Origin of the sequence: Halomonas maura (genome assembly GCF_030409305.1) — a bacterium.
Lineage (GTDB): Bacteria > Pseudomonadota > Gammaproteobacteria > Pseudomonadales > Halomonadaceae > Halomonas > Halomonas maura.
Window position 1 is genome coordinate 1 of record NZ_JAUFPQ010000002.1, and the last position, 23291, is coordinate 23291.

At 65.2% G+C, this 23291-nt stretch carries 19 protein-coding genes; 7 read left to right on the plus strand and 12 right to left on the minus strand.

The window, feature by feature from the left end; translation table 11 throughout:
* Window positions 1-27: 27 nt before the first annotated feature.
* From QWY76_RS00150 to QWY76_RS00175, 6 genes are all read right to left on the minus strand, one after another.
* Window positions 28-711: a hypothetical protein gene (locus QWY76_RS00150; RefSeq protein WP_290309089.1), complete on the minus strand. Its 684-nt coding sequence runs from the start codon at window positions 709-711 to the stop codon at window positions 28-30.
* A 79-nt stretch (window positions 712-790) separates the two neighbouring features.
* Window positions 791-1087 carry a hypothetical protein gene (locus QWY76_RS00155; RefSeq protein WP_290309090.1) on the minus strand — a complete coding sequence of 99 codons (297 nt, stop codon included), beginning with the start codon at window positions 1085-1087 and terminating at the stop codon, window positions 791-793.
* A gap of 72 nt (window positions 1088-1159) precedes the next feature.
* On the minus strand, window positions 1160-2461 hold the full coding sequence (drt2, locus tag QWY76_RS00160; RefSeq protein WP_290309091.1) for an antiviral reverse transcriptase Drt2: 1302 nt from the start codon (window positions 2459-2461) through the stop codon (window positions 1160-1162).
* Window positions 2462-3213: 752 nt separating this feature from the next.
* Window positions 3214-3531, minus strand: a complete 318-nt coding sequence (locus QWY76_RS00165) for a hypothetical protein (protein ID WP_290309092.1) — start codon at window positions 3529-3531, stop codon at window positions 3214-3216.
* A 245-nt stretch (window positions 3532-3776) separates the two neighbouring features.
* Window positions 3777-5039 (minus strand): ribonucleotide-diphosphate reductase subunit beta, encoded by a 1263-nt coding sequence (locus QWY76_RS00170; RefSeq protein ID WP_290309093.1) that lies wholly within the window; start codon window positions 5037-5039, stop codon window positions 3777-3779.
* A 124-nt stretch (window positions 5040-5163) separates the two neighbouring features.
* A complete protein-coding gene (locus QWY76_RS00175; protein WP_290309094.1) occupies window positions 5164-8082 on the minus strand; it encodes a ribonucleoside-diphosphate reductase subunit alpha in 2919 nt (972 codons plus the stop codon).
* 349 nt (window positions 8083-8431) lie between these two features.
* Between QWY76_RS00175 and QWY76_RS00180 the strand changes: the two genes are divergently transcribed.
* A complete protein-coding gene (locus QWY76_RS00180) occupies window positions 8432-9145 on the plus strand; it encodes a winged helix-turn-helix domain-containing protein (RefSeq protein WP_290309095.1) in 714 nt (237 codons plus the stop codon).
* Entirely contained in the window at window positions 9145-10779 is a 1635-nt protein-coding gene (locus tag QWY76_RS00185) for an ATP-binding protein (RefSeq protein WP_290309096.1), read from the plus strand. Before QWY76_RS00180 ends, QWY76_RS00185 begins: the two co-directional genes overlap by 1 nt.
* Before the next feature lie 7 nt (window positions 10780-10786).
* Here the strand turns inward: QWY76_RS00185 and QWY76_RS00190 are convergent, their stop codons facing one another.
* Complete coding sequence (locus QWY76_RS00190; RefSeq protein WP_290309097.1) at window positions 10787-11701, minus strand: LysR family transcriptional regulator; 915 nt, start codon at window positions 11699-11701, stop codon at window positions 10787-10789.
* A 103-nt stretch (window positions 11702-11804) separates the two neighbouring features.
* On the opposite strand from QWY76_RS00190, the gene metE reads away from it, so the two are divergent.
* From metE to QWY76_RS00205, 3 genes are all read left to right on the plus strand, one after another.
* Window positions 11805-14111, plus strand: a complete 2307-nt coding sequence (gene metE / locus QWY76_RS00195) for a 5-methyltetrahydropteroyltriglutamate--homocysteine S-methyltransferase (RefSeq protein ID WP_290309098.1) — start codon at window positions 11805-11807, stop codon at window positions 14109-14111.
* A gap of 380 nt (window positions 14112-14491) precedes the next feature.
* Window positions 14492-15274 carry a COG3650 family protein gene (locus tag QWY76_RS00200; protein ID WP_290309099.1) on the plus strand — a complete coding sequence of 261 codons (783 nt, stop codon included), beginning with the start codon at window positions 14492-14494 and terminating at the stop codon, window positions 15272-15274.
* Between the two features lie 103 nt (window positions 15275-15377).
* Complete coding sequence (locus tag QWY76_RS00205) at window positions 15378-15980, plus strand: FMN-dependent NADH-azoreductase (protein ID WP_290309100.1); 603 nt, start codon at window positions 15378-15380, stop codon at window positions 15978-15980.
* Between the two features lie 63 nt (window positions 15981-16043).
* Here the strand turns inward: QWY76_RS00205 and QWY76_RS00210 are convergent, their stop codons facing one another.
* Window positions 16044-17108, minus strand: a complete 1065-nt coding sequence (locus QWY76_RS00210) for a metal-dependent hydrolase (protein ID WP_290309101.1) — start codon at window positions 17106-17108, stop codon at window positions 16044-16046.
* Between the two features lie 28 nt (window positions 17109-17136).
* Window positions 17137-17694: a DNA-3-methyladenine glycosylase I gene (locus tag QWY76_RS00215; protein ID WP_290309102.1), complete on the minus strand. Its 558-nt coding sequence runs from the start codon at window positions 17692-17694 to the stop codon at window positions 17137-17139.
* 90 nt (window positions 17695-17784) lie between these two features.
* Between QWY76_RS00215 and QWY76_RS00220 the strand changes: the two genes are divergently transcribed.
* Complete coding sequence (locus QWY76_RS00220) at window positions 17785-18225, plus strand: VOC family protein (protein WP_290309103.1); 441 nt, start codon at window positions 17785-17787, stop codon at window positions 18223-18225.
* A 121-nt stretch (window positions 18226-18346) separates the two neighbouring features.
* Here QWY76_RS00220 and QWY76_RS00225 read toward each other — a convergent pair whose 3' ends face one another.
* Window positions 18347-18751, minus strand: a complete 405-nt coding sequence (locus QWY76_RS00225) for a DoxX family protein (RefSeq protein ID WP_290309104.1) — start codon at window positions 18749-18751, stop codon at window positions 18347-18349.
* Window positions 18752-18858: 107 nt separating this feature from the next.
* On the opposite strand from QWY76_RS00225, the gene QWY76_RS00230 reads away from it, so the two are divergent.
* Window positions 18859-19302 (plus strand): META domain-containing protein, encoded by a 444-nt coding sequence (locus tag QWY76_RS00230; protein ID WP_290309105.1) that lies wholly within the window; start codon window positions 18859-18861, stop codon window positions 19300-19302.
* A gap of 234 nt (window positions 19303-19536) precedes the next feature.
* Here the strand turns inward: QWY76_RS00230 and QWY76_RS00235 are convergent, their stop codons facing one another.
* Complete coding sequence (locus QWY76_RS00235) at window positions 19537-22386, minus strand: valine--tRNA ligase (protein WP_290309106.1); 2850 nt, start codon at window positions 22384-22386, stop codon at window positions 19537-19539.
* Window positions 22387-22672: 286 nt separating this feature from the next.
* Window positions 22673-23116 carry a DNA polymerase III subunit chi gene (locus QWY76_RS00240; RefSeq protein WP_290309107.1) on the minus strand — a complete coding sequence of 148 codons (444 nt, stop codon included), beginning with the start codon at window positions 23114-23116 and terminating at the stop codon, window positions 22673-22675.
* Window positions 23117-23291: the final 175 nt, after the last annotated feature.

Genomic DNA, 23291 nt, shown 5'->3' on the forward strand with positions numbered 1-23291 from the left:
GGTCAGATTCTACCCCGCCGGCGCCGGTCAGGCAGCTGCGGCAGGATTTATGCAGCGTTTCCATAGGCCGCCAGGTATTGCGAATAATGTGTCGAGAGGGTTGAAAGCTGTGCCAACGATAAGTCCGATTATTGTACTAAATACAGCAACTATGCCTTCAAGTCCTAATACAATGAGAGCAATTAGCATGTCGATCATGAGGTGCCAATAACCTCTTTCAGAGATATGCGCCACTTTGTTTATATATTTCTGAGGAAGGTTTGCCAACCATGATGTACCGTAGAGCAGGTTGGATATGCCATCAAAGTCGGCCATAATTAGAGATGACTCTCCGCGACCTTGATAGCTATGTTGGAATAAAGACCAAGTGCTACCAAAAGTCCCAAGCATGTATGCTTTTTCGAGATTAGTTTCGTTGTCACCCGTGAAGCCAATCACAGCCCAAGGACGGTTGTTTTCCCAAGTTTGACGGCCCCACACATCGGTACTGACGTGTGATGAAGCTGACCACCAAACTACGTTTTGCTGGTCTAAGCCACCGCTTTGCTGTTGGATAACATGTTGCTCTTCACACGTTGAACGTCTTACGGGGGACACCATTTCTGCTGGATGCGTAAAATTACAGTATACTTTTCCTGTTTGGTACTGCCACGGAGAAGCTTCTACGTGGCTGGTGATGATAAACAGGATTAAAGGTATTATGTATTTCAAGGCAATTCCCTTTGCGTAGGTGGTTTTTTATACCCATAATTTTTATGTGTTCAATGTTATTGAGTTTGAGGCTAATTCTTTAGAGGTCATCGATGTAAGTGCTGTAAGGATTTGGCCAATTTCTGCGCGGCGCGTTATAAATACGAGTTACCCATACGTCATCCATGGATGCTTGATGGCCGACATAGTCATTTCCAGAATCCCATATTTCTAGGCGGAAGAGATTTCCATCAAGCCCTCGGTTTCCGACTACACCAGACAGATACGCTATACCATCTGTTGTTACACGAAGCTGACGAGATTCTGAGTCATCTTTAGATGCGATTAGTTTCCTTACATCTTCTTTAGTAAGGCCGCTTTCTAAATTGAGTTGCATTTTTCCTTCGCGCATACTTGATTTTAGTGGTTTTAGCTATCTCTCTAGTGATAGAGGCGTGAATGTTTTTTATTAAGACTTTGGGCGTTGCTTTTCTTTCTTCTCAATTTCCTCTTGCAATCTTTTCCATAGGGGCTTGAGTTGTCTTCTTATATGGATGGAGTTCATTTTGCTAGCTGCCCTATGCCCATAGGTGATGAAGTTAGTTTTCCCAAGATGCGAGTACCTCTCATATAGCTTTTTCTTGTAAATGCTTTCTTCGGGCATACCTTTGTCTATGCGCTCCTTGTTTCTTTTTTTCATTGTGCTTTTCGCTAGCTTTACTCCACCCTTTACCTTTCTTGAATATCTAGACAGAGATGACGACCGGATTAGGATTCTTTCTCCATCAAATGTAAACCCTAGGTACTGTAGAGGCTTGTCACTTTGTTGCCCCGTAGGGGTGGTGATGAATGTTCGCCTTTCTGTTTTTGTTGGCTGTATGCTTAGCTCAAGTTTATTTATCTCAGATTGAACGAACCCGGCAACTTCGTCACGACATTGAACGGGGGTGATAAAGAGCATGTCATCACAGTACCTGAAATACTTCCCGCCTTGTTCCGATACGGCTTCTTGCATCAGGGTGTCGAAGTCGATCATATAAATATTTGATAGAAGAGCACTGATCGGCGTGCCTTGAGGAATTCCTTTTCCGGTTTTGTTTGTTTTTACAAGCACTTTTTTTCGGACTTTTTCTCTGAACTCGCTCGGGGAGCAAAGTCTGTGCCTGTTTTTCTTAGGGTTGTTTTTGGATATGCCGAGCTCCTCGTAAAGCCTTTCCTTGCTTACTATTGAAAACTTGGTTATAGACTTGTAGATAGAGTAGTGGTCTTCGGGGAGAGAGTTGATACCCAGGGTTTTTGACCATTTTTCCTTTAGTATTTTATGGTCAAGCGTGTCAAAGAAGGCTGTTATGTCTAGTGCGACGACGCTACAGTCTCCCATCCTTTTTATTGTGTCAAAGGCCTCTTTTGCAAAATCTATGTTACTTTTCCCTAATTGGCGAAAAGCCAATACGGACTCAGAGATTTGCGCCTTCTTTATCTCTTCTTCATAACGCTGTGCAATGATTTTTGAATAATAGCTGTATATGTGGCCATCTTTATGAGAAGGGTAGGAGATAGGCCGTTTTTTTGGTTTCTTTTGAATGTTTTTAGTTGCTTTGTCTTTGCTGATTTTTACGCTATCAATGCTGTAGCTGATGAGCGGGTAAAAGCTGTGTTGGGATACTTTCTGGGGGTTGGTGACTAGCTGTTCTGCTTTTGCAAAGCCAATGGGAGAGTCAAAATGTAAGTAATTTCTTTTGCGAAACCAGCATGCATCTTCCCTGCGCATGTTTTTCCTCAATAGCTTAGCAAAACCGGGGGAGATGGACTGCGGCCATCCATTCTGCTCCCCCCCGGCTTAACCAAGTGGACTAAGTCTCACCATCCATCATTACTCTCGTTGCGCTTCTCGTGAAAGCAATGATGCGCCGCTTCTGTTAGAGATGACATATAATGTCAGTATCACAATCACATTGGAGATCGTTATGAAGCTAGACCCCAGTTGCGCGATGTCGTTGCATTCTCTGGCTCGTTTTCACGTATGCTTGCAAATGCTTGACATCCTGTGATGTTCCTTGCCAACTTTTCGGCAAGCAAATTAACTTTAGCATACAATAAGTGCTCATGGAAGGGCTTTTAATGTGATGCTTTGGTCTTGGTATGCGTGAATATCATGCAGCTGAGACTCATTTCTGACTTCGAGGGTGTTAAGTGTGCATTTAGCTGGTAGCGCCCCATTTACGGGGCACTAGGCTATTATTTTTTTTTGCTTGTTTCCTTTCTAATGGTTCCGATTTTTTTGTCTGAGCGTGTGTCTCTACCACCAGGATTACGAATCGTGCCAGGCGGCAATCCACGAGACTTCTCGAAGGTGCCTACGGTGCAGTCACTACGGGTTTTTCTCACCATCCGTATTACTCCTGTACGGTTCTAATCGAGCTCAGTGGTCGTACCATCTGATACTTAGTGAGGGGAGATACCTTGAGGAAGCATTCCCCCTCACGCACTTCAATTATATTGCTAATCCACGGTAAGTGGGGGCTAGTGGGAAGGATACCGTGAGATATTTGTCTGTCGGGTGAAGCGCACCGGCGGGCGGTAGCGCTCCTCCCTGGAGGCCTGCTCCGGTGCCGGGCGCACGTGCCAGCCACGGCGGGTCGCCCAGGCCTTCAGCTCGCGGTAGTCGAGCAGCGGATGCTCCCGGGTATAGGGATTGGGGGATGACGAGGGAAAGGCATTGGCCACATGGGGATAGTGGGCCAGGGCGACCGCGTCGCCATGGGCCGCCAGGGCGCGGTCCAGGGCCGATTGCCATGCCCGGGGGTCGCGATGGGTGGTGCTGGCTTGATGTGCATGCATCGGATTGCCCTCCATTGTGTCGCCTGGGACCAGGCGTTGCCCGGGCGGTGCGGTTGCCCGGATCTCATGAAAAACGCCCCGCCCGGCGGAACCGGACGAGGCGTCATCATCGGGGTGGAAGCCGGCCGGCGCGTGGCCGGCTTCCGGCCGCGGGAGGCCGCTGGGCATGCCCGACGACAGGCTGCCGGGGAAGGCGGTATCGATGCGCCGGTGTCATCATGCCAAGGCCTCCGCGAAACTCGCGATCAATCCCAGCTCAGTGCGCCACCCACCTGGTACTCGGTGACGCGGGTCTCGAAGAAGTTCTTCTCCTTGCGCAGGTCGATGATCTCGCTCATCCAGGGGAAGGGGTTCTCGGCGCCCGGGAACTGCTCCTTGAGGCCGATCTGCGCCAGGCGGCGGTTGCAGATGAAGTGCAGGTACTCCTCCATGATCGCCGCGTTCATGCCCAGTACGCCGCGGGGCATGGTGTCCCGCGCATAGGCGATCTCCAGCTCGGTGCCCTCGAGGATCATCTGGGTGACCTCGTCCTGGAACTCGGCCGTCCACAGGTGCGGGTTCTCGATCTTGATCTGGTTGATCATGTCGACGCCGAAGTTCAGGTGCATCGACTCGTCGCGCAGGATGTACTGGAACTGCTCGGCGACGCCGGTCATCTTGTTGCGCCGGCCCATGGAGAGGATCTGGCTGAAGCCGCAGTAGAAGAAGATGCCCTCGGTCACGCAGTAGAAGGCGATCAGGTTGCGCAACAGCTCCTGGTCGGTCTCGGGGGTGCCGGTGTGGAAGTCCGGGCGCGCCAGCGACTGGGTGTGCTTGAGGCTCCAGGCGGACTTGGCCGACACCGAGGGCACCTCGCGGTACATGTTGAAGACCTCGCCCTCGTCCATGCCCAGCGACTCCACGCAGTACTGGTAGGCGTGGGTGTGGATCGCCTCCTCGAAGGCCTGGCGCAGCAGGTACTGGCGGCACTCGGGGTTGGTGATCAGGCGGTAGACCGCCAGCACCAGGTTGTTGGCGACCAGCGAGTCGGCGGTGGAGAAGTAGCCCAGGCTACGCTCGACGATGCGCCGCTCGTCCTCGGTGAGGCCGTCCGCGCTCTTCCACAGCGCGATGTCGGCGTTCATGTTCACTTCCTGGGGCATCCAGTGGTTGGCGCTGCCGTCCAGGTACTTCTGCCAGGCCCACTCGTACTTGAAGGGCACCAGCTGATTGAGGTCGGCGCGGGCATTGATCATGCGCTTGTCGTCGACATCGATGCGCGCCGCGCCCACTTCCAGCTCTTCGAGGCCGGCGGCCACGTCGAGCTCCTCGAGGGACTGCTTGGCGCGGGCCAGGCGGTCCTGATCGGCGACCTGGTAGGCGCCGGCGCTGTCGCGGACCTCGGCGGCGGGCGCCTCGGCGCTGGGCGCGGCGGGCTGCGGTGCCGGCTGGGGGGCCTCGGCCGGCTGGTCGGCGACCGCGCTATTGTCGTCAATCGTGTCTTCGTGGAACTCGTTCCAATCGATCATGTTCTTCCTCGTGCCTCGGAGGTGGAAGAGACAAGAAGGAAGCGCCCTTCGGGCAGGAAGAGGGGGCTTGGGCCGGCCCTCTTCATCGGCGCGTAGCGCCGCCTTCCCTCTTCCGTCTTGGTCGTTACTGACAGGCCTCGCAGCCCAGCTCGTCCATGTCGCCCGCCGAGGGCGCCCGCGAGCCGCTGCCGCCCTTGCCCTGCAGGAAGTCGTCGATGCCCTTGGGCTCTCCATGCGCAGAGGGCTCCGGCGTCGGCTCCGGGGCGGAGGGGGCCGGGCCCGCGCCGGGCGCGGCGTTGCTGACGGCGTTGAGGTTGCCGCGGTCCACGGTGGACTTCTCCACCGAGGTGGCGCCCAGGGCGCGCAGGTAGTAGGTGGTCTTGAGGCCACGGAACCACGCCATGCGATAGGTCACGTCCAGCTTCTTGCCGGAGACGCCCTTGATGTAGAGGTTCAGCGACTGGGCCTGGTCGATCCACTTCTGGCGCCGTGAGGCGGCCTCGACCAGCCACTTGGGCTCGACCTCGAAGGCGGTGGCGTACTTGGCCTTGAGGTCGGCCGGGATACGGTCGATGGGCTGGACGCTGCCGTCGTAGTACTTGAGGTCGTTGATCATCACCTCGTCCCACAGGCCGCGCGCCTTGAGGTCGCCCACCATGTAGGCGTTGACCACGGTGAACTCGCCCGACAGGTTCGACTTGACGAACAGGTTCTGGTAGGTCGGCTCGATCGACTGCGAGACGCCGCAGATGTTGGAGATGGTCGCGGTCGGGGCGATGGCCATGACGTTGGAGTTGCGCATGCCCTGGGTGGCGATCTTCTCGCGGAGGCGCTCCCAGTCCTGGGTCGCGGAGGTGTCGACCTCGATGTACTTCTCGCCGCGCTCCTGCTTGAGTTTCTCGATGGAGTCGATGGGCAGGATGCCCTGGTCCCACAGCGAGCCCTCGAAGCTCTGGTAGCGCCCGCGCTCGGCGGCCAGGTCGGCGGAGGCCTCGATGGCGTGGTAGCTGACCAGCTCCATGGAGCGGTCGGCGAAGCTGACGGCCCCCTCGGAGGCGTAGGCGATGTCCTGGGCGTAGAGGGCGTCCTGGAAGCCCATGATGCCGAGTCCCACCGGGCGATGCTTGAAGTTGGAGCGCTCCGCCTGGGGCACCGCGTAATAGTTGATGTCGATGACGTTATCGAGCATGCGCACGGCGGTGCGCACGGTCTTCTTCAGCTTGGCGTCGTCGAAGGCACCGTCGGTGACATGCTGGGCCAGGTTGATGGACCCCAGGTTGCACACCGCGATCTCGTCGGGCGAGGTGTTCAGGGTGATCTCGGTGCACAGGTTGGAGCTGTGGACCACGCCGGCGTGCTGCTGCGGGCTGCGCAGGTTGCACGGATCCTTGAAGGTGATCCAGGGGTGGCCGGTCTCGAACAGCATCGACAGCATCTTGCGCCACAGGTCCTTGGCCTTGACGCGCTTGAACAGCTTGAGCTGGCCGTTGCGGGTCATCTCCTCGTATTCCTGGTAGCGCTGCTCGAAGGCGGCGCCGTACAGGTCGTGGAGGTCCGGGCAGGTGGCCGGCGAGAACAGGGTCCAGTCCTTGTCGTCGAAGACCCGCTTCATGAACAGGTCCGGCACCCAGTTGGCGGTGTTCATGTCGTGGGTACGGCGACGGTCGTCACCGGTGTTCTTGCGCAGCTCTAGGAACTCCTCGATATCGAGGTGCCAGCTCTCCAGGTAGGCGCACACCGCGCCCTTGCGCTTGCCGCCCTGGTTGACCGCCACGGCGGTGTCGTTGACCACCTTGAGGAAGGGGACCACGCCCTGGGACTTGCCGTTGGTGCCCTTGATGTAGGAGCCCAGCGCGCGCACCGGCGTCCAGTCGTTGCCCAGGCCGCCGGCCCACTTGGAGAGCAGGGCGTTGTCGCGGATGGCGCTGTAGATGCTGTCCAGGTCATCCGGCACGGTGGTGAGGTAGCAACTGGAGAGCTGGCTGCGCACCGTGCCCGAGTTGAACAGGGTCGGGGTGGAGGCCATGTAGTCGAAGCTGGAGAGCAGCTCGTAGAACTCGATGGCCCGCGCCTCGCGGTCGTCCTCGTTGAGCGCCAGGCCCATGGCCACGCGCATGAACATCACCTGGGGCAGCTCGTAGCGCACGTCGTCGCGGTGGATGAAGTAGCGGTCGTAGAGGGTCTGCAGGCCCAGGTAGGTGAACTGGGCGTCGCGGGTGTGATCCAGGGCGTCGCCCAGGCGCTCGAGGTCGAACTCGGCCAGCCGCGGGTCGAGCTGCTCGAACTCGATACCCTTGTCGATGTAGGCCTGGAAGGCCGGCTTGTAGTAGTCGGCCATCTCCTGGTAGGTCGCCTCGTCGGCGATGCCCAGGAACGACAGCGCCTCGCGGCGCAGGTTGTCCTGCAGCAGCCGGGCGGTGACGTAGGTGTAGTTGGGGTCCTTTTCCACCAGGGTGCGCGCGGTCATCATCAGCGCCTGGGAGACGCCGTCCACGGTCACGCCGTCGTAGAGGTTCTTCAGGGAGTCGTCGACGATCTTGCCCGGCTCGACGTTGGCCAGGCCCTCGCAGGCGTCGAAGACCAGCGTCTCGACCCGGCCCAGGTCCAGCGGGCGGGTGCTGCCGTCGACGGCGGTGACGTTGAGGGTCGGGTGCGGCTTCTCGATGTCGCCGCCGGCCTCGGCGCGGGCCCGGGCGTGCTCCTCGCGGTAGAGCACGTAGGCGCGGGCCACCTTCTGCTCACCGGCGCGCATCAGCGCCAGTTCGACCTGGTCCTGGATGTCCTCGATGTGTACCGTGCCCCCGTCGGACATGCGACGCTGGAAGGCCTGGGCGATGCCCTCGGAGGCGTGCTGCACGAAGTCGCGCACCCGCGACGAGGTGGCGGCGTTGTCGCCCTCCACGGCGATGAAGGCCTTGCTCAGGGCCACGGCGATCTTGCCGGCATCGAAGGGCACCACATCGCCGGTGCGCTTGATGACACGCAGGGTCTGCGGTGCGGTAACGGAGACGGACGGACGGTCCGGAGTAGCGGTGGTATCCATGGCGCCGGGGTTCCCTACCTTGATGTGTCGGGTGGTCGAAGGCCGCCGGACGGCGACGGTTGACAGCTCTGAGAGTGATTGCTATGGCACAGGATGTGGTGTCCTCGCCGAGGTCGAGCACAAGATAGTGTGCTTTTGCTCGGCCATCAAGTGGATAACTTGTGGATGAGCTGTGTCCTTCCGGGGGGTGATTTCGGCCTCCCCGCCAGCCCGCATGGTTGGGCCTTTCACTGCAGTGCAACAGGTGGACGGGTGAGCGAAGCGGGGGTTTGTCGGGTATCCTTGAGCAAAAGCCGGTCGAAAGCACCGGCGTCCCTGACCATCGGCCCGTCGAGGTAGGCAGAGAAGAATGGACGACAGCGTTGACCCCCACGAGCAGGATCATGTGCTGATCATCGAGGACGATGAGCGGCTGGCCGACCTGACCCGCGATTATCTGGAGGCCAATGGCTTCCGGGTGACCCTGGAGGCCGACGGTGCCTATGGCGTCGAGCGGATCCTCACCCTGCAGCCGGACCTGGTGATCCTGGACCTGATGCTGCCCGGCGAGGACGGCCTGTCGATCTGCCGCCGGGTGCGCTCGGACTACCCCGGCCCGATCCTGATGCTGACCGCCCGCACCGATGACATGGACCAGGTGCTGGGCCTCGAGATGGGGGCCGACGACTATGTGCCCAAGCCGGTTCAGCCGCGGGTGCTGCTGGCGCGCATGCGCGCCCTGTTGCGCCGCCGCGAGTCGAGTGCCGCCAGCGAGGAACCGCGCCTGGTGTTCGGCGAGCTGGAGATCGACAACTCGACCCGCGAGGCCTTCCTGGCCGGCGAGCGGATCGACCTGACCAGCGCCGAGTTCGACCTGCTGTGGCTGTTGGCCTGCAACGCCGGCCGGGTGCTGACCCGCGAGGAGATCTTCTCCCAGTTGCGGGGCATCAAGTACGACGGCCAGGACCGCTCCATCGATGTCCGGGTCTCGCGCATTCGCCCCAAGATCGGTGACGACCCCAACCAGCCGCAGCGGATCAAGACGGTGCGCAGCAAGGGGTATCTGTTCGTCAAGGACATCTGATGCTTTCCCGCCTCCTGCCAAGGGCCCTGGCCGACAGCACCTTCCTGCGGGTCTATGTCCTCATGGCACTGGCGCTGGTGATGATCTTCGCCCTGGCGCTGCTGGCCATCTCCGTGGTCGACAAGGTGCGTCGCCAGCACTATCAGGAGCAGCTGGCCGATGCGCCGATGACGCTGTTCACCGCCCAGCTGTCGGCCCTGCCCGCCGAGGCGCGCGGGGCCTGGCTGGTGCGTCTGAGCGAGCGGCTCGAGATCTCCATGACCCTCCACGACCTGGGCGACTATCCCCTCGGCTACTTCGCGGCGGCGCGCCTCGAGGCCGGGCATACCCTGGCGCACCAGACGCAGGCCGAGGGCTGGCGGCTGCAACGCAAGCTGCCGGGTGAGCCTCGCCTGCTGCGGGTCGAGCTGGCCAACCTGACCGAGCACCAGCTGGTGGGGCTGGCCGAACTGCTCGGCGACTGGTTGCTGGCCACCGAGCCCGACCAGCGCCGGGACAAGCTCGCGATGCTGCAGAGCTCGGCGATCATGCTGCAGCTCTCCGACACGCCGCCCGAAGGCTTCGCGCCCACCCAGCTCGCCGAGCTGGGGGATGCCGAGGTGATGATCCGCCTGCTGCCGCAGCGCTGGGCCATGTCGCTGTATCTGCGCCTGTCGGACGAGGACGGCGACCGGCAGTGGGTGGAGGTGGGGCCCCTCCATGCCTTCGAGCCGCTGCCTGCCTCGCTGCTGCTGCTGCTGTTGATGATGCTGCTCGGCGTGCTGGCGGTGATCATCTACCTGATCGTGCGCAGCGTCGAGGCGCGCATGTCACGGCTCGAGCTCGCCGCCACGCGGATCGCCGCGGGGCGACTCGACACCCGGGTCAAGGTCGAGGGCAGCGACTTCGTGGGACGCCTGGGCATGGCGCTGAACGGCATGGCGGCCCAGGTGCAGTCGCTGCTGCGCGCCCAGCAGGACATGATCCGGGCGGTCTCCCACGAACTGCGCACTCCGGTGGCGCGCATCCGCTTCGCGGTGCAGATGGTCGAGGACATGACCGACGACCCGGCGGTGCGTCGCCAGTTGCAGGGGGTGGATACCGATATCGCCGAGCTGGACGACCTGGTCGACGAGATCCTCACCTATGCGCGCCTGGGCAGCGAGGCGGCCAACGGGGCCGAGCTGAAGACCACGCCGGTGGAGTGCCGGGTGATGGCGGAGCGGGTGATCGAGGCGTTGCGTCCGCTGCATGGCCAGCTGGCCATCACCCTGACCCCGGGGGACGAGGTGGAGGCCGCAGTGGAGCCGCGCTACCTGCAGCGGGCCCTGCAGAACCTGGTGGCCAACGCCTGCCGCCATGCCCAGTCCCGGGTGATGATCCGCATCCATGGCGAGCCGCGGCTGGTGCGGATCGACGTGGAGGATGACGGTCCCGGCGTGCCGGCGGCGGCGCGCAGCGAGATCTTCAAGCCCTTCGCCCGGCTCGACGACAGCCGCGCCCGGCGCTCCGGCGGCTATGGCCTGGGGCTGTCCATCGTGCAGAAGGTCATGGCCTGGCATGGCGGCAGCGTCATGGTGGACGCCAGCCCCACGCTTGGCGGCGCCCGCTTCACGCTGCTGCTGCCCCAGCGCGATCCCCCCCCGGAGGCCTGAGCCCGGGTCAGGCCGGCTTGATCCCCTCCAGCACCGCGAAGGATGTCTCCCGGGCGGTGCGCAGGAAGTCCTCCATCCAGGGGGCCTCGCGGGTCTCCTCGCGGATCGCCGCGAACAGGGTGCTCCAGACCCCATGCTCCCCCAGCGGCACGGCCTTGACGTAGTCCCGCTCGAGGTACTCGGTCAGGGCCCAGTTGGGCAGGGCGCAGACGCCGCGTCCGCTGGCCACCAGCTGCATCATCATGATGGTCAGCTCGGCGGTGCGCACCTCCTTGGGCCTGACCCCGGCCGGGTCGAGGAACTGGGTGAAGACATCCAGCCGCGCATGCTCCACCGGGTAGGTGATCAGGGTCTCCTCGGCCAGGGCGGCGGGCACCACGTACGATCGGCCGGCCAGGGAATGCTGGCGGGCCACGGCGAGCAGCCCCTCGTAGCGGAACAGCGCCTCGTAGTGCACGCCGGGCAATGGCTGGGGGTCGGCGGTGATCACCAGGTCGAGCTGTTCCCGGGCCAGGGCGGGCAGCGGTTCGAAGTGATGGCCGCCGGGGATGTCGATCTCCACTTCCGGCCAGTGATCGCGGAAATGATCCACGGTAGGCATCAGCCACTGGAAGCAGCTGTGGCACTCGATGGCCATGTGCAGCCGGCCCTGCTCGTTGCCGGCCAGCCGCGCCAGGTCGCGCTCGGCCATGCGCACCTGAGGCAGGATCTGCTCGGCCAGCGCCAGCAGGCGCAGGCCGGCCCGGGTGAACTCCACCGGACGGGTCTTGCGCAGGAACAGCGGGCTGCCCAGCCGCTCCTCCAGGTCCTTGATCTGGTGGGAGAGGGCGGACTGGGTCAGGTGCACCCGTTCGGCGGCTTCCACCAGGGAGCCGGCGTCGCGCAGGGCGACCAGGGTGCGGAGGTGACGGAGTTCGAGCATGATCCTGAGCTTTGTTCATGTTGAGGATTAATAAGTTTAGTTTGATTCAGGAATGCTGGCTAGCGAGACTTTGTACCATCATTCATGAACAAAGAGCTTCATCATGACATTTTCTCATGTGCTCGGGTATCCGCGCATCGGCGCCGACCGCGAACTGAAGACGGTCACCGAGGCCTACTGGAAGGGCCAGAGCGATCGCCAGGCCCTGGAGGCCGCGGGACGCGAGCTGCGCCGTCGCCACTGGGCGGACCAGCGCGAGGCCGGCCTGGATCTCGTCACGGTGGGCGACTTCGCCTTCTATGACCAGGTGCTCAATGTCTCCACCCTGCTCGGGGCGGTGCCCGACCGTTTCGCCGCCGGGAATGAGCTGGCGCGCGGCGAGGTGGACCTGGACACCGCCTTCCGCATGGCGCGGGGCCGGGCGCCCAGCGGCGCGCCCGCCGCGGCCTGCGAGATGACCAAGTACTTCGATACCAACTACCACTACCTGGTCCCCGAGCTGCACCCGGGGCAGCGCTTCCGCCTGGCCAGCTCGCGGCTCTTCGACGAGGTCGAGGAGGCGAAGGCCTGCGGCCACGCGGTCAAGGTGGCGCTGACCGGCCCGCTGACCTGGCTGTGGCTGGGCAAGGCCCGTGGCGAGGCGGCCGAGACCTTCGACCGCCTGAGCCTGCTCGACGAGGTGCTCGAGGTCTACGGCCAGGTGCTTGCGCGGCTGGCCGGGCAGGGCGTGAGCTGGGTGCAGCTCGACGAGCCGGCCCTGGTGCAGGACCTGCCGGTGGCCTGGCAGCAGGCCTACGAGCGGGCCTATCACCGCCTGCAGGCGGCGCCGGTCAAGCTGCTGCTTTCGACCTATTTCGGCGGCCTGGGCGACAATCTGTCGCTGACCGTGGGCCTGCCCGTGGACGGTCTGCACCTGGACGCGGTGCGCGCGCCCGAGCAGGTCGAGGCCGTGGTCGACCGGCTGCTGCCCCACAAGGTGCTGTCGCTCGGCGTGATCGACGGGCGCAACGTCTGGCGGGCCGACCTGGACGCCTTGCGCGAGTGGCTGGCGCCGCTGGCGGCCCGGCTGGGCGAGCGGCTATGGCTGGCGCCGAGCTGCTCGCTGCTGCACGTGCCGGTGGATCTCGAGGCGGAGACCGAGCTGGACGCCGAGCTCAAGAGCTGGCTGGCCTTCGCCCGCCAGAAGCTCGACGAGACGGTGTTGCTGGGCCGGGCCCTGGACGCCCGCCTGACGGCCGGCGACGAGGCCCGGCTGGCCGAGACCGGCGAGGCGCTGGCCGCGCGGCGCACCTCGCCGCGCATCCACCGCCCGGCGGTGGCCGCGCGGCTGGCCGCGGTGAGCGCCGCCGACAGCGAGCGGGCCAGTCCCTATGGCCGGCGGGCCCGGGCCCAGCGGCGTCATCTCGATCTGCCGCTGTTCCCCACCACCACCATCGGCTCCTTCCCGCAGACCGCGGAGATCCGCGCCGCGCGTCGCGCCCACAAGGCCGGCGAGCTTGCCCGCGACGACTACGAGGCGCACATGGAAGCCGAGATCGCCGCGGCGGTGGCCCGCCAGGAGGCGTTGGGGCTCGACATGCTGGTGCACGGCGAGGCCGAGCGCAACGACATGGTCGAGTACTTCGGCGAGCAACTCGACGGCTTCGCCTTCACCCGCTTCGGCTGGGTGCAGAGCTACGGTTCGCGCTGCGTCAAGCCGCCGATCCTGTTCGGCGACGTGGCGCGCCCGGCGCCGATGACGGTTCGCTGGAGCCGCTACGCCCAGTCGCTTACCGAGCGGCCCATGAAGGGCATGCTTACCGGCCCGGTGACCCTCCTGCAGTGGTCCTTCGTGCGCGACGACCAGCCGCGGGCGACCACCTGCCGGCAGATCGCCCTGGCGCTGCGCGACGAGGTGGCCGACCTGGAGGCCGCGGGGATCAACGCGATCCAGATCGACGAGCCGGCGCTGCGCGAGGGGCTGCCGCTGCGCAGCGCCGAGTGGCAGGGCTATCTGGACTGGGCCGTGGACTGCTTCCGGCTCAGCGCCGCGGTGGCCGACGACGCCACCCAGATCCACACCCATATGTGCTATGCGGAGTTCAACGACATCATCGCCGCCATCGCCGCCCTGGACGCCGATGTCATCACCATCGAGACCTCGCGCTCCGCCATGGAGCTGCTCGACGCCTTCCGCGACTTCGACTACCCCAACGAGATCGGCCCGGGCGTCTACGACATCCATTCGCCCAACCTCCCCGAGGTCGACGGAATGGTGGCCCTGATGGACAAGGCCGCCGAGCGCATCGCCGTGGAGCGGCTGTGGGTCAACCCGGACTGCGGCCTGAAGACCCGCGGCTGGGCCGAGGTGGAACCGGCGCTGGCCAATATGGTCGCGGCCGCCCGGGTACTGCGCCAGCGTCACGGCTGAGGTCTGTCCAGGGAACCAGCAGGCATGCCGAGGGGCGCCGGGGACAGGTCGAAGAGAGGGTCCTACGCCATGGGTGAGGAGGATTCCTCCGAACGGGCTGGCCATGGATGGCCAGCACCGGTCCTGCAAGCGGAGCAGGATGCGAGAGCGCCGCAGGGCGTCGGTAGCGCCCAAGGACGGGTTTACAGCGCCCTCTCGGAGGCCTGTCGACGGAGTAGCCCCGAGCGGAGAATCGACCATGGCAGTCCTGATGCCTAGCCGCCGGGCGGAGCGAAACCGCTCGGCGGCTGTTATTCTGTGGCGGGCCGCATCCGCCCTGTCGGGGATCGCCGACAGGGGCCGGCCGCGCCGAGGAATCTCATCGTACAAGGAGTCATCCCATGCCTCGTGTCCCGTCTCTGCTGATTGCCCTGCCGATGCTGATGGCGCTGGGGCTGTCCGGCTGCGTCACCTACGTGAACGCGCCGGCGCCCGAGCCCGCTCCCGAGCCGCCGAAGGCGTCCGACGACGGTGCCGAGGGTGGTGCTGAGGGTGGTGCCGAGGGCGTCGCCACCCCCAAGGCGCCGCTGCTGCCCTCGTCGCTGTTCCCCGGCGACGCCGACCGACTGGTTGGCTGGCGCTGCACCCCGGCCCAGGACCTGGTCACCGCCGTCGGCGAGGAGGAGATGCGCCTGTGGTCCGCCCATGGCGCCAACCGCCTCTCACCCGCCGTGGTGGCCAGTGGCCGCCGCTATCAGCGAGGCGAGCTGAGCATCTGGCTGAAGGACGACGAGGCGCTGGTGGAGAGCCAGCGGGGTCGGCTGGACTGCCAGCGGGACATCGCCCTGGACACCCTGACCCGTGAGGGGCATCCCGGGGTGATGTTTCACGGCCGGGGCAACGAGCCGGGCTGGCGCGTCGAGCTGGCCAACGACGTGCCGGAACTCGAGCTGTCGCTGGACTACGGCAATCGCGAGCTGACGCTGCCCTATCGGGTGACCACCCTGGACAACGGCGCCGGGCGGGTGATCCTGGCCAGCGGCCAGGCGGCGCGCCCCTTCACCCTGCGCATCGAGGCCAAGGCCTGCTTCGACGACATGAGCGGCCAGCCCTGGCCGGCGCGGGTGACGCTGAACCTGAACGACAAGGTCTATCGGGGCTGTGGCCAGGGGATCGCGCCATGATTCGTTTTTATCGAAAGATTCGCGCAGAATTTTCCGCTTATCATCGATAAAAGCGAACATATACTGGTGATCATTCCAACGCTAACCAGGTAAGGAGATCGCCATGACCCGCGCCCTCGTTCTGACCTCTTCCATCCTCGCCGGCAACTCCCTGAGCCTGGCCGAACACTTCCAGGCCCAGGCCGCCGGGGTGGACGGCCTCGAGGTGACCACCCGTGATCTGGTGGCCGACGACCTGCCGCACCTGACCCAGCCGGAGCTCGCCAGCTGGCAGGTGCCTGCCGAGCAGCGCTCGGCCGCCCAGCGCGAGCTGGCGGCCCGCTCCGACGGCCTGATCGAGGAGTTGCTGGCCCATGATGTCCTGGTGCTGGCGGTACCGCTCTACAACCTGGGGATTCCCTCCCAGATGAAGGCCTGGTTCGACCGCGTGATGCGCGCCGGGACGACCTTCCGCTACACCGAGAACGGCCCGCAGGGGCTGGTCGAGGGCAAGCGGGCGGTGATCCTCGCGGCCCGGGGCGGCCAGTATGCCGGCAGCGAATTCGACAGCCAGACCCCGCACCTCAAGCACATGTTCGGCCTGATGGGCATCCGCGAGGTGGACGTGGTGTTCGCCGAGGGGCTCGCCATGGGCGAGGCCCAGCGCGAGGCCGCGCTCGCGGAGGCCCGCCAGGCCATCGGCGGCCTGGTCGAGCGCCTGGCCTGACGCGCCGCAACGCCGAGGGGGTGGCCAGCGTGCCACCCCCTCGGCGTATGGGGCGCCTGACCCTCAGCACTGGCCCGGAACGCTGACGATCCACCGGCGGGGCACGAAGTGGCTGGTGCAGAGCATCGGCTCCGGGGACAGGATGCGCGCGCCCAGACGGGCCAGGGCGGCCCGGTTGTCGCCCGGCGGGGACGGCAGCTGGACGGTGCGCGCCAGGGGGTGCCAGCCATCGTCCTGGCGACGGGCGAGGTCGTAGCGGAAGGGATGGAAGCCCGGGAAGCCCAGCCGCAAGTCGGTGGCCACCAGGGTCTCCCGGCCGTCGTATGTCTCGCTCTCGTAGCGCAGGAAGGGGCCGGCGAACCAGTCGAGGCGCCGGCCGGCCGGGGCGTCCAGTGCCACCCGTTCCAGGTGGGCGCCCCGGGCATAGCTTTCCAGCAGGGGAGCACGGTCGCCGTCGAGCACCCCGATCAGGGTCTCGTGGTAGCGATCGCCCTCCACCACGGTGGCTCGCCACAGCAGGGTGTTGAAGGGCGTGGGCTGCACCAGCCGGGGCGCCTCCTCTAGCCCCCGCTCGGCCAGCACCGGCGCGAGGCGCGACTCGACCAGGGTCTTGGCGCCCAGGGCGAAGACCAGGTAGGCGCAGGACAGCGCCAGCCCCCAGGCCGGCCCCCGGCGGCGGCCGGTGGCCAGGGCCACGGCGATGCCCACCAGCAGCGGCAGCGAGTAGAGCGGGTCGATGATGAACACCAGTGGCTCGGCGATGGGGCGCGCCCCCAGCGGCCACCACAGCTGGGTGCCATAGGTGGTCAGGGCATCGAGCAGGGGATGGGTCATCAGGCACAGGCCGAAGAAGGCCCCCCAGCGGCCCGGGCCGATGTCCCGGGCCGGGGCGAGGCGTGCGGCGAGCAGCGTCAGTGCCGCGGCGAGCCCGGCCAGCACGAACAGCGAATGGCTGAAGCCGCGGTGCCGGGTGACGTTGGCCACGGCGTCGCCGTAGTCGATCATCACGTCGAGATCCGGCAGGGTGCCCAGTGCCGCCCCGAGCAGCACGGCCTTGCGTCCCAGGCGGCCACCGAGCACGGTACCGCCGATCGCCGCGCCCAGGGCCGCCTGTGTCATCGAGTCCATGGAGTCCTCCCGCGCAGCGCCTGGCCGGTCAGGCCAGCGGCCGATCGGCCGAGTTCCGGGCCCAGGCGGGGCCGGCGGCGAGGATACGGGCCTGCACCGGGCAGTCGTCGCGGTGGGCGCCGGGCAGGTAGCCGGTACTCATCAGGAACTCGCCGACGATCTCGGGACCGGTAAAGCGGAAGGTGCGCCGGAACAGCGTGACCCAGTCGGCGCGGGGGCGGGGGTGATGGCGGTCCAGCCAGGCCCGGAAACTGCCGTGCTCGGCCTGCAGCGCCCGCACCACCCCGGCGTTGTGGATGGCGGCGTCGACCTTGAGTCGGTTGCGGATGATGCCGGCATCGCCGAGCAGCCGCGCCCGGTCGGCGTCATCGAAGGCCGCCACGCGCTCGACGGCGAAGCCGGCGAAGGCCTCGTGGAAGGCCTCGCGCTTCTTCAGCACCGTCAGCCACGACAGCCCCGCCTGGTTGATCTCCAGGATCAGCCGCTCGAAGAGGGTGTCGTCGTCGGTCACCGGGAAGCCGTACTCCTGGTCGTGGTAGGGGCCATGAAACGGATGGTCGGGGGCCAGGTCACAGTAGTGGCTCATCGGTCGTCACTCGTCGTCTCGGGATTGGCCTGTCGGCGGAGACTTGTCAGGATGCCCCGGTTCGTGCCCCCTGTGAACAAGGAGATCGTCATGCAATACCTGCACACCATGGTCCGTGTCAGCGACCTCGACGCCGCGTTGCACTTCTACTGCGACCTGCTCGGCCTGCAGGAGGTGCGCCGCAAGGACAGCGAGACGGGGCGCTTCACCCTGGTCTTCCTCGCCGCGCCCGCCGACGAGGCGCGCTCCACGGAGCTACAGGCCCCGGAGCTCGAACTGACCTGGAACTGGGATCCCGAGACCTATCGCGGCGGGCGCAACTTCGGCCACCTGGCCTATCGAGTGGAGGACATCTATGCCCTCTGCGAGCGCCTCCAGGCGAACGGGGTGACCATCAACCGCCCGCCCCGGGATGGCCACATGGCCTTCGTGAAGAGCCCCGACGGCATCTCCGTCGAGCTGCTGCAGGACGGCGAGCCGCAGCCGCCGAAGGAGCCCTGGGTTTCCATGGAAAACGTGGGATCCTGGTGAGCCGTTGTGGCTGTGGCGGGAGGCGTGAAGCGTAAGCAGTGAGACTGTCCGAGTCGATCTCGAACCAAACGCCGCCGACGGGGAACCGTCGGCGGCGTTGCCATGAGCCGGGAAGGAGGCGTCAGTTGGGGCGCACGGCCATGCGGCCGCTGCCGAGGAAGACCAGCGCCAGGGCCGAGAGGAAGAACATGCCCTGCAGCTCCAGCTGCCAGCCGCCGTTGTCGTTGACCATGAACACCTCGCCGGTGTGCACCAGCAGGAAGGCCACCAGCATGTTGCCGGCCATCAGCAGCCCGGCGATGCGGGTCTGCCAGCCGACGATGGCCATGATCGGCGCGAGTACCTCGCCGATCAGCACCCCGTAGGCCAGGAAGGAGGGCAGGCCGTAGCCCTGCAGCATCCCGCCGATCCAGTCGATGCTGGCCGGGTCGAGCAGCTTGGCCACGCCGTGGAAGAGCATCAGGCCGCCCACGGCGAGGCGCAGGATCAGCTTGCCGAGGGCATCGTTGTGAAGGGCTTTGAGCATGAGAGGCGTCCGTGTCGATGGCGATAGTCCCAGCATTGTCCGAAAGGCCGGCTTGGGGCAAGCTTGGGTCGCGATGACGTCACCCATCCCCGTTCAAGGAAGATCCCATGCGCCCGTCGTTACGCCCTCTCTTGTCGTTGACCCTGCTCGCCCTGCTGCTGGTCGGCTGTGCCGGCGGGCCGGCCCCGGTGACCGGCCCCGCCGACAGCCTCTCCGGCCCGGTGGTGGGGCCGCGCTGGAACCTGCTGCTGGTGGGCACCAGCGACCGGCTCGAGCTGGCGACCACGCCCTGGTTCGAGGTCGCCCCGGACGGCCGGGTCAGTGGCCATGATGGCTGCAACCGCTTTTCCGGCAGCGTCGAGCTGGGGCCGAACAATCGCATCGAGTTTGGCGAGCTGTCCGCGACCCGCATGGCCTGCCCGCACATGGAGCAGTCCGCCCGGGTAACCGCCATGCTCGATACCGCCTACCGCTACCTGATCGACCATGACCGGCTGGTGTTCTTCGGCCCCGACCAGCGGGTGCTGGGCGGCTTTCGCCGCGACGATTGACCCGTAACCGTCGCCGATACGACAAGGGGCCGCCTGAATCAGGCGGGCCCTTGTGTTTCCAGCGATCAACAGAGCTATCCAAGCTCAGTGACGATGGGCGCCGGCGACAAGGCGAAGCGAGGGTCCTTTGCCATGGATGGCAAAGGTAGCGCCCAGGGAAGGGTTCACAGCGCCCTCGCAAAGGCTTGTCGCCGGAAATGCCCTCCTCCGCCGGTTGGGTTTTGGAACGAGCTCTTAGAGCGAGGCGATCTTGTCGCGCTGTTCCACCAGCACCCTGCGGGTGGCCGCGAAGTCCGAAAGCTTGTCGCGTTCCTTCTGCACCACCGCCTCGGGGGCCTTGGCCACGAAGCTCTCGTTGCCGAGCTTCTTCTCGATGCCGCCGATCAGCTTGTCCTGCTTGTCGATCTCCTTGGCCAGCCGCGCGAGCTCGGCGTCCTTGTCGATCAGCCCGGCCATGGGCACCAGCACCTCCATGTCGCCCACCAGCTGCGTGGCCGACAGCGGCGCCTGGTCGGGCGCCTCGAGCCAGTAGATGCGCTCGAGCTTGGCCAGCCTGGACAGGAACAGCCGGTTGGCCGCGAGGCGCTCGCGGTCGGCCTCAGAACCCTTGGTCAGCAGCACCTCCAGGGGCTTGCCCGGGGCGATGTTCATCTCGGCGCGGATGTTGCGCACCGCCACGATCACGCCCTTGAGCCACTCGATGTCGTGGGTCGCGGTCTCGTCGATCCGGCCCTCGTCGGCCACCGGCCAGGGCTGGGTCATCACGGACTCGCCTGCCACCCCGGCCAGCGGCGCCACGCGCTGCCAGATCTCCTCGGTGATGTAGGGCATCATCGGGTGGGCCAGGCGCAGCACCGCCTCGAGCACCCGCACCAGGGTGCGGCGGGTGCCGCGCTTGGCCGCCTCGGAGGCCGCGTCGTCCCACAGCACCGGCTTGGAGAGCTCCAGGTACCAGTCGCAGTACTCGTTCCACACGAAGTCGTAGAGCGCCTGGGAGGCATGGTCGAAGCGGTAGTCCTCCAGGGCACGGGTGACCTGGGCCTCGGTCTGCTGCAGCCGGGAGACGATCCAGCGGTCGGCCAGCGACAGCTCGACCTCGCCGCTCTGGCCGTCGAGAGAAGCGCCGCAGTCCTGCCCCTCGGCATTCATCAGCACGTAGCGCGAGGCGTTCCACAGCTTGTTGCAGAAGTTGCGGTAGCCGTCGAGGCGGCCCATGTCGAACTTGATGTCGCGGCCGGTGGTGGCCTGGGACAGGAAGGTGTAGCGCAGGGCGTCGGTGCCGTGGGGCTCGATGCCCTCCGGGAACTCGCCGCGGGTGGCCTTGGCGATGGCCTTGGCCTTCTGCGGCTGCATCATGTTGCCGGTGCGCTTCTCGACCAGGCTGTCCAGGTCGATGCCGTCGATCAGGTCGATGGGGTCGAGCACGTTGCCCTTGGACTTGGACATCTTGTGGCCCTGGCCGTCACGCACCAGGCCGTGCACGTAGACCTGCTTGAAGGGCACCTCGCCGGTGAACTTCAGGGTCAGCATGATCATCCGCGCGACCCAGAAGAAAATGATGTCGAAGCCGGTGACCAGCACGCTGGAGGGGTGGAAGGTCTTCAGCGCCTCGGTCGGCTCGGGCCAGCCCAGGGTGCCGAAGGTCCACAGCCCGGAGCTGAACCAGGTGTCGAGCACGTCCTCGTCCTGGGTCAGCGCGAGGTCGTCGGCCAGGCCGTGCTTGGCGCGGGCTTCCTCGGCGGTGCGCGCCACATAGACGTTGCCCTCGGCGTCGTACCAGGCCGGGATGCGATGCCCCCACCACAGCTGGCGCGAGATGCACCAGTCCTGGAGGTCACGCATCCAGGCGAAGTACATGTTCTCGTAGTTCCTGGGCACGAACTCGATGTCGCCGTTCTCCACCGCGGCGATGGCCGGCTTGGCCAATTCCTCGACGGCGACGAACCACTGGTCGGTGAGCAGCGGCTCGATGACGTCGCCGGAGCGGTCGCCATAGGGCAGGGTGTTGCTGACCGTCTCCACCTGGGCGAGCAGGCCCGCGGCCTCCATGTCGGCGACGATGCGCGCGCGGGCCTCGAAGCGGCCAAGGCCGGCGTAGGCGGCCGGCAGGCTCGGGTCGACATCGGCCAGCGGGCGGCCCTGGAGGTCGAAGGCCTCGGCGCGCTCGAGCACGGAGGCATCCTTGCTGAAGACGTTGATCAGCGGCAGGCCGCAGCGCTTGCCGACCTCGTAGTCGTTGAAGTCGTGGGCCGGGGTGATCTTCACGCAGCCGGAGCCCTTGTCCATGTCGGCGTGTTCGTCCGCCACCACCGGGATCCGACGACCGACCAGCGGCAGCTCGACGAACTTGCCCACCAGCGAGGCGTAGCGCGGATCCTCCGGGTTGACCGCCACGGCGCTGTCGCCGAGCAGCGTCTCGGGACGGGTGGTGGCGACCACCAGGTGATCCTCGCCGGCCTCGGTGGTCACGCCGTCGGCCAGCGGGTAGCGGAAGTGCCAGAACTGGCCCTGCTGGTCGCGGTTCTCCACCTCCAGGTCGGAGATGGCGGTGTGCAGGGTCGGGTCCCAGTTGACCAGGCGCTTGCCGCGGTAGACCAGGTCCTCTTCATAGAGGCGCACGAAGACTTCCTGCACCGCCTGGTAGAAGCCGTCGTCCATGGTGAAGCGCTCGCGGGACCAGTCGACGCTGGCGCCCATGCGCCGCAGCTGGCGGGTGATATGGCCGCCGGACTCGTGCTTCCACTCCCAGACCTTGTCGATGAAGGCCTCGCGGCCCAGGTCGTGGCGGCTCTTGCCTTCCTCGGCGGCCACCTTGCGCTCCACCAGCATCTGGGTGGCGATGCCGGCGTGGTCGGTGCCCACCTGCCACAGGCTGTTGCGGCCCTGCATGCGTCGCCAGCGCGTCAGGGTGTCCATGATGGTGTCCTGGAAGGCATGGCCCATGTGCAGGCTGCCGGTGACGTTGGGCGGCGGGATCATGATCGAGAACGGCTCGCCTTCGCCTGACGGGGCGAAGCGGTTGTCGGCTTCCCAGCGCTCGTACCAGCGGGATTCGATCTGCTCGGGTTGGTAGGTCTTGTCCATGGGGCTTCCGGGTGTTCAGGAGGTGGCGACGACGCGGCACGGCGAGCCGGGTCGGCTCGGCGGTGCGGGACGCGAAAAATGGGCTCGATTATAGCCTGCCGGGCCGGCCGGCGTCATGGGCGTGGGAATGGCCACGCGATCGTGGCGAGGGGCGCCGGGGACAGGTCGTAGAGGGGGTCTTTTGCCATGGATGGCAAAAGTAGCGCCCAGGGAGGGGTTCACAGCGCCCCCTCGTAGACCTGTCGACGGATTAGCCCCGAGCGGCTGGCCCGAGATTGCCCTAGCGTCAGCTGCCGGCGCGCAGGTGGTGGGGAGTGACCGGGTAGCCGCGCTTCTTGTAGGTCTGCCAGCATTCGCGCTTGGCGGTGAGCACGTCCTGGTGCTGGTTGATGATCTCGGCGACGCGCTCGAAGCGCGAGAACCACTCGGGGATCGCCGGGTGCAGGTTGAGCATCGCCTGGATGCCTCGGTCCTCCGGCGGCGGCTCCTGCCAACCGATGGTCACCGGCACCGTCTCGGCCTGGTCGCTGCCGAGCAGGGCATGGGGCAGGTAGGCATCGGGCCGGAAGGTCCACAGGGTGTCGTCCAGCTCCCGGGCCATGGCCTCGTCCTCGGCGTGCAGGTGCAGCCGGTAGCCCTTGCCCACGATGGTCTCGGCCAGCCGGCAGGCGAAGCCGAGGCGAGCTTCCAGGGTGGTCTCGGGAAGAATATAGAAATCGATGCGGGTCATGGGGCCTCGAAAGGCTATGGCAGCAGAGGGGCTGATCCGGCGACAGGTCTACGAGGGGGCGCTGTGAACCCCTCCCTGGGCGCTACCGATGCCATCCCTGGCATAGGACCCCCTCTTCGACCAGTCCCCGGCGCCCCTCATCAGTCGGCCAGTGAAGTGGCAATACCGAGGGGAG

Excerpts from the sequence above, each read along its gene's own strand:
- QWY76_RS00155 (WP_290309090.1), bottom strand. The coding sequence starts at position 1,087 with ATGCAACTCAATTTAGAAAGCGGCCTTACTAAAGAAGATGTAAGGAAA.
- drt2 (WP_290309091.1), bottom strand. The coding sequence starts at position 2,461 with ATGCGCAGGGAAGATGCATGCTGGTTTCGCAAAAGAAATTACTTACAT.
- QWY76_RS00165 (WP_290309092.1), bottom strand. The coding sequence starts at position 3,531 with ATGCATGCACATCAAGCCAGCACCACCCATCGCGACCCCCGGGCATGG.
- QWY76_RS00170 (WP_290309093.1), bottom strand. The coding sequence starts at position 5,039 with ATGATCGATTGGAACGAGTTCCACGAAGACACGATTGACGACAATAGC.
- QWY76_RS00175 (WP_290309094.1), bottom strand. The coding sequence starts at position 8,082 with ATGGATACCACCGCTACTCCGGACCGTCCGTCCGTCTCCGTTACCGCA.
- QWY76_RS00180 (WP_290309095.1), top strand. The coding sequence starts at position 8,432 with ATGGACGACAGCGTTGACCCCCACGAGCAGGATCATGTGCTGATCATC.
- QWY76_RS00185 (WP_290309096.1), top strand. The coding sequence starts at position 9,145 with ATGCTTTCCCGCCTCCTGCCAAGGGCCCTGGCCGACAGCACCTTCCTG.
- QWY76_RS00190 (WP_290309097.1), bottom strand. The coding sequence starts at position 11,701 with ATGCTCGAACTCCGTCACCTCCGCACCCTGGTCGCCCTGCGCGACGCC.
- metE (WP_290309098.1), top strand. The coding sequence starts at position 11,805 with ATGACATTTTCTCATGTGCTCGGGTATCCGCGCATCGGCGCCGACCGC.
- QWY76_RS00200 (WP_290309099.1), top strand. The coding sequence starts at position 14,492 with ATGCCTCGTGTCCCGTCTCTGCTGATTGCCCTGCCGATGCTGATGGCG.
- QWY76_RS00205 (WP_290309100.1), top strand. The coding sequence starts at position 15,378 with ATGACCCGCGCCCTCGTTCTGACCTCTTCCATCCTCGCCGGCAACTCC.
- QWY76_RS00210 (WP_290309101.1), bottom strand. The coding sequence starts at position 17,108 with ATGGACTCGATGACACAGGCGGCCCTGGGCGCGGCGATCGGCGGTACC.
- QWY76_RS00215 (WP_290309102.1), bottom strand. The coding sequence starts at position 17,694 with ATGAGCCACTACTGTGACCTGGCCCCCGACCATCCGTTTCATGGCCCC.
- QWY76_RS00220 (WP_290309103.1), top strand. The coding sequence starts at position 17,785 with ATGCAATACCTGCACACCATGGTCCGTGTCAGCGACCTCGACGCCGCG.
- QWY76_RS00225 (WP_290309104.1), bottom strand. The coding sequence starts at position 18,751 with ATGCTCAAAGCCCTTCACAACGATGCCCTCGGCAAGCTGATCCTGCGC.
- QWY76_RS00230 (WP_290309105.1), top strand. The coding sequence starts at position 18,859 with ATGCGCCCGTCGTTACGCCCTCTCTTGTCGTTGACCCTGCTCGCCCTG.
- QWY76_RS00235 (WP_290309106.1), bottom strand. The coding sequence starts at position 22,386 with ATGGACAAGACCTACCAACCCGAGCAGATCGAATCCCGCTGGTACGAG.
- QWY76_RS00240 (WP_290309107.1), bottom strand. The coding sequence starts at position 23,116 with ATGACCCGCATCGATTTCTATATTCTTCCCGAGACCACCCTGGAAGCT.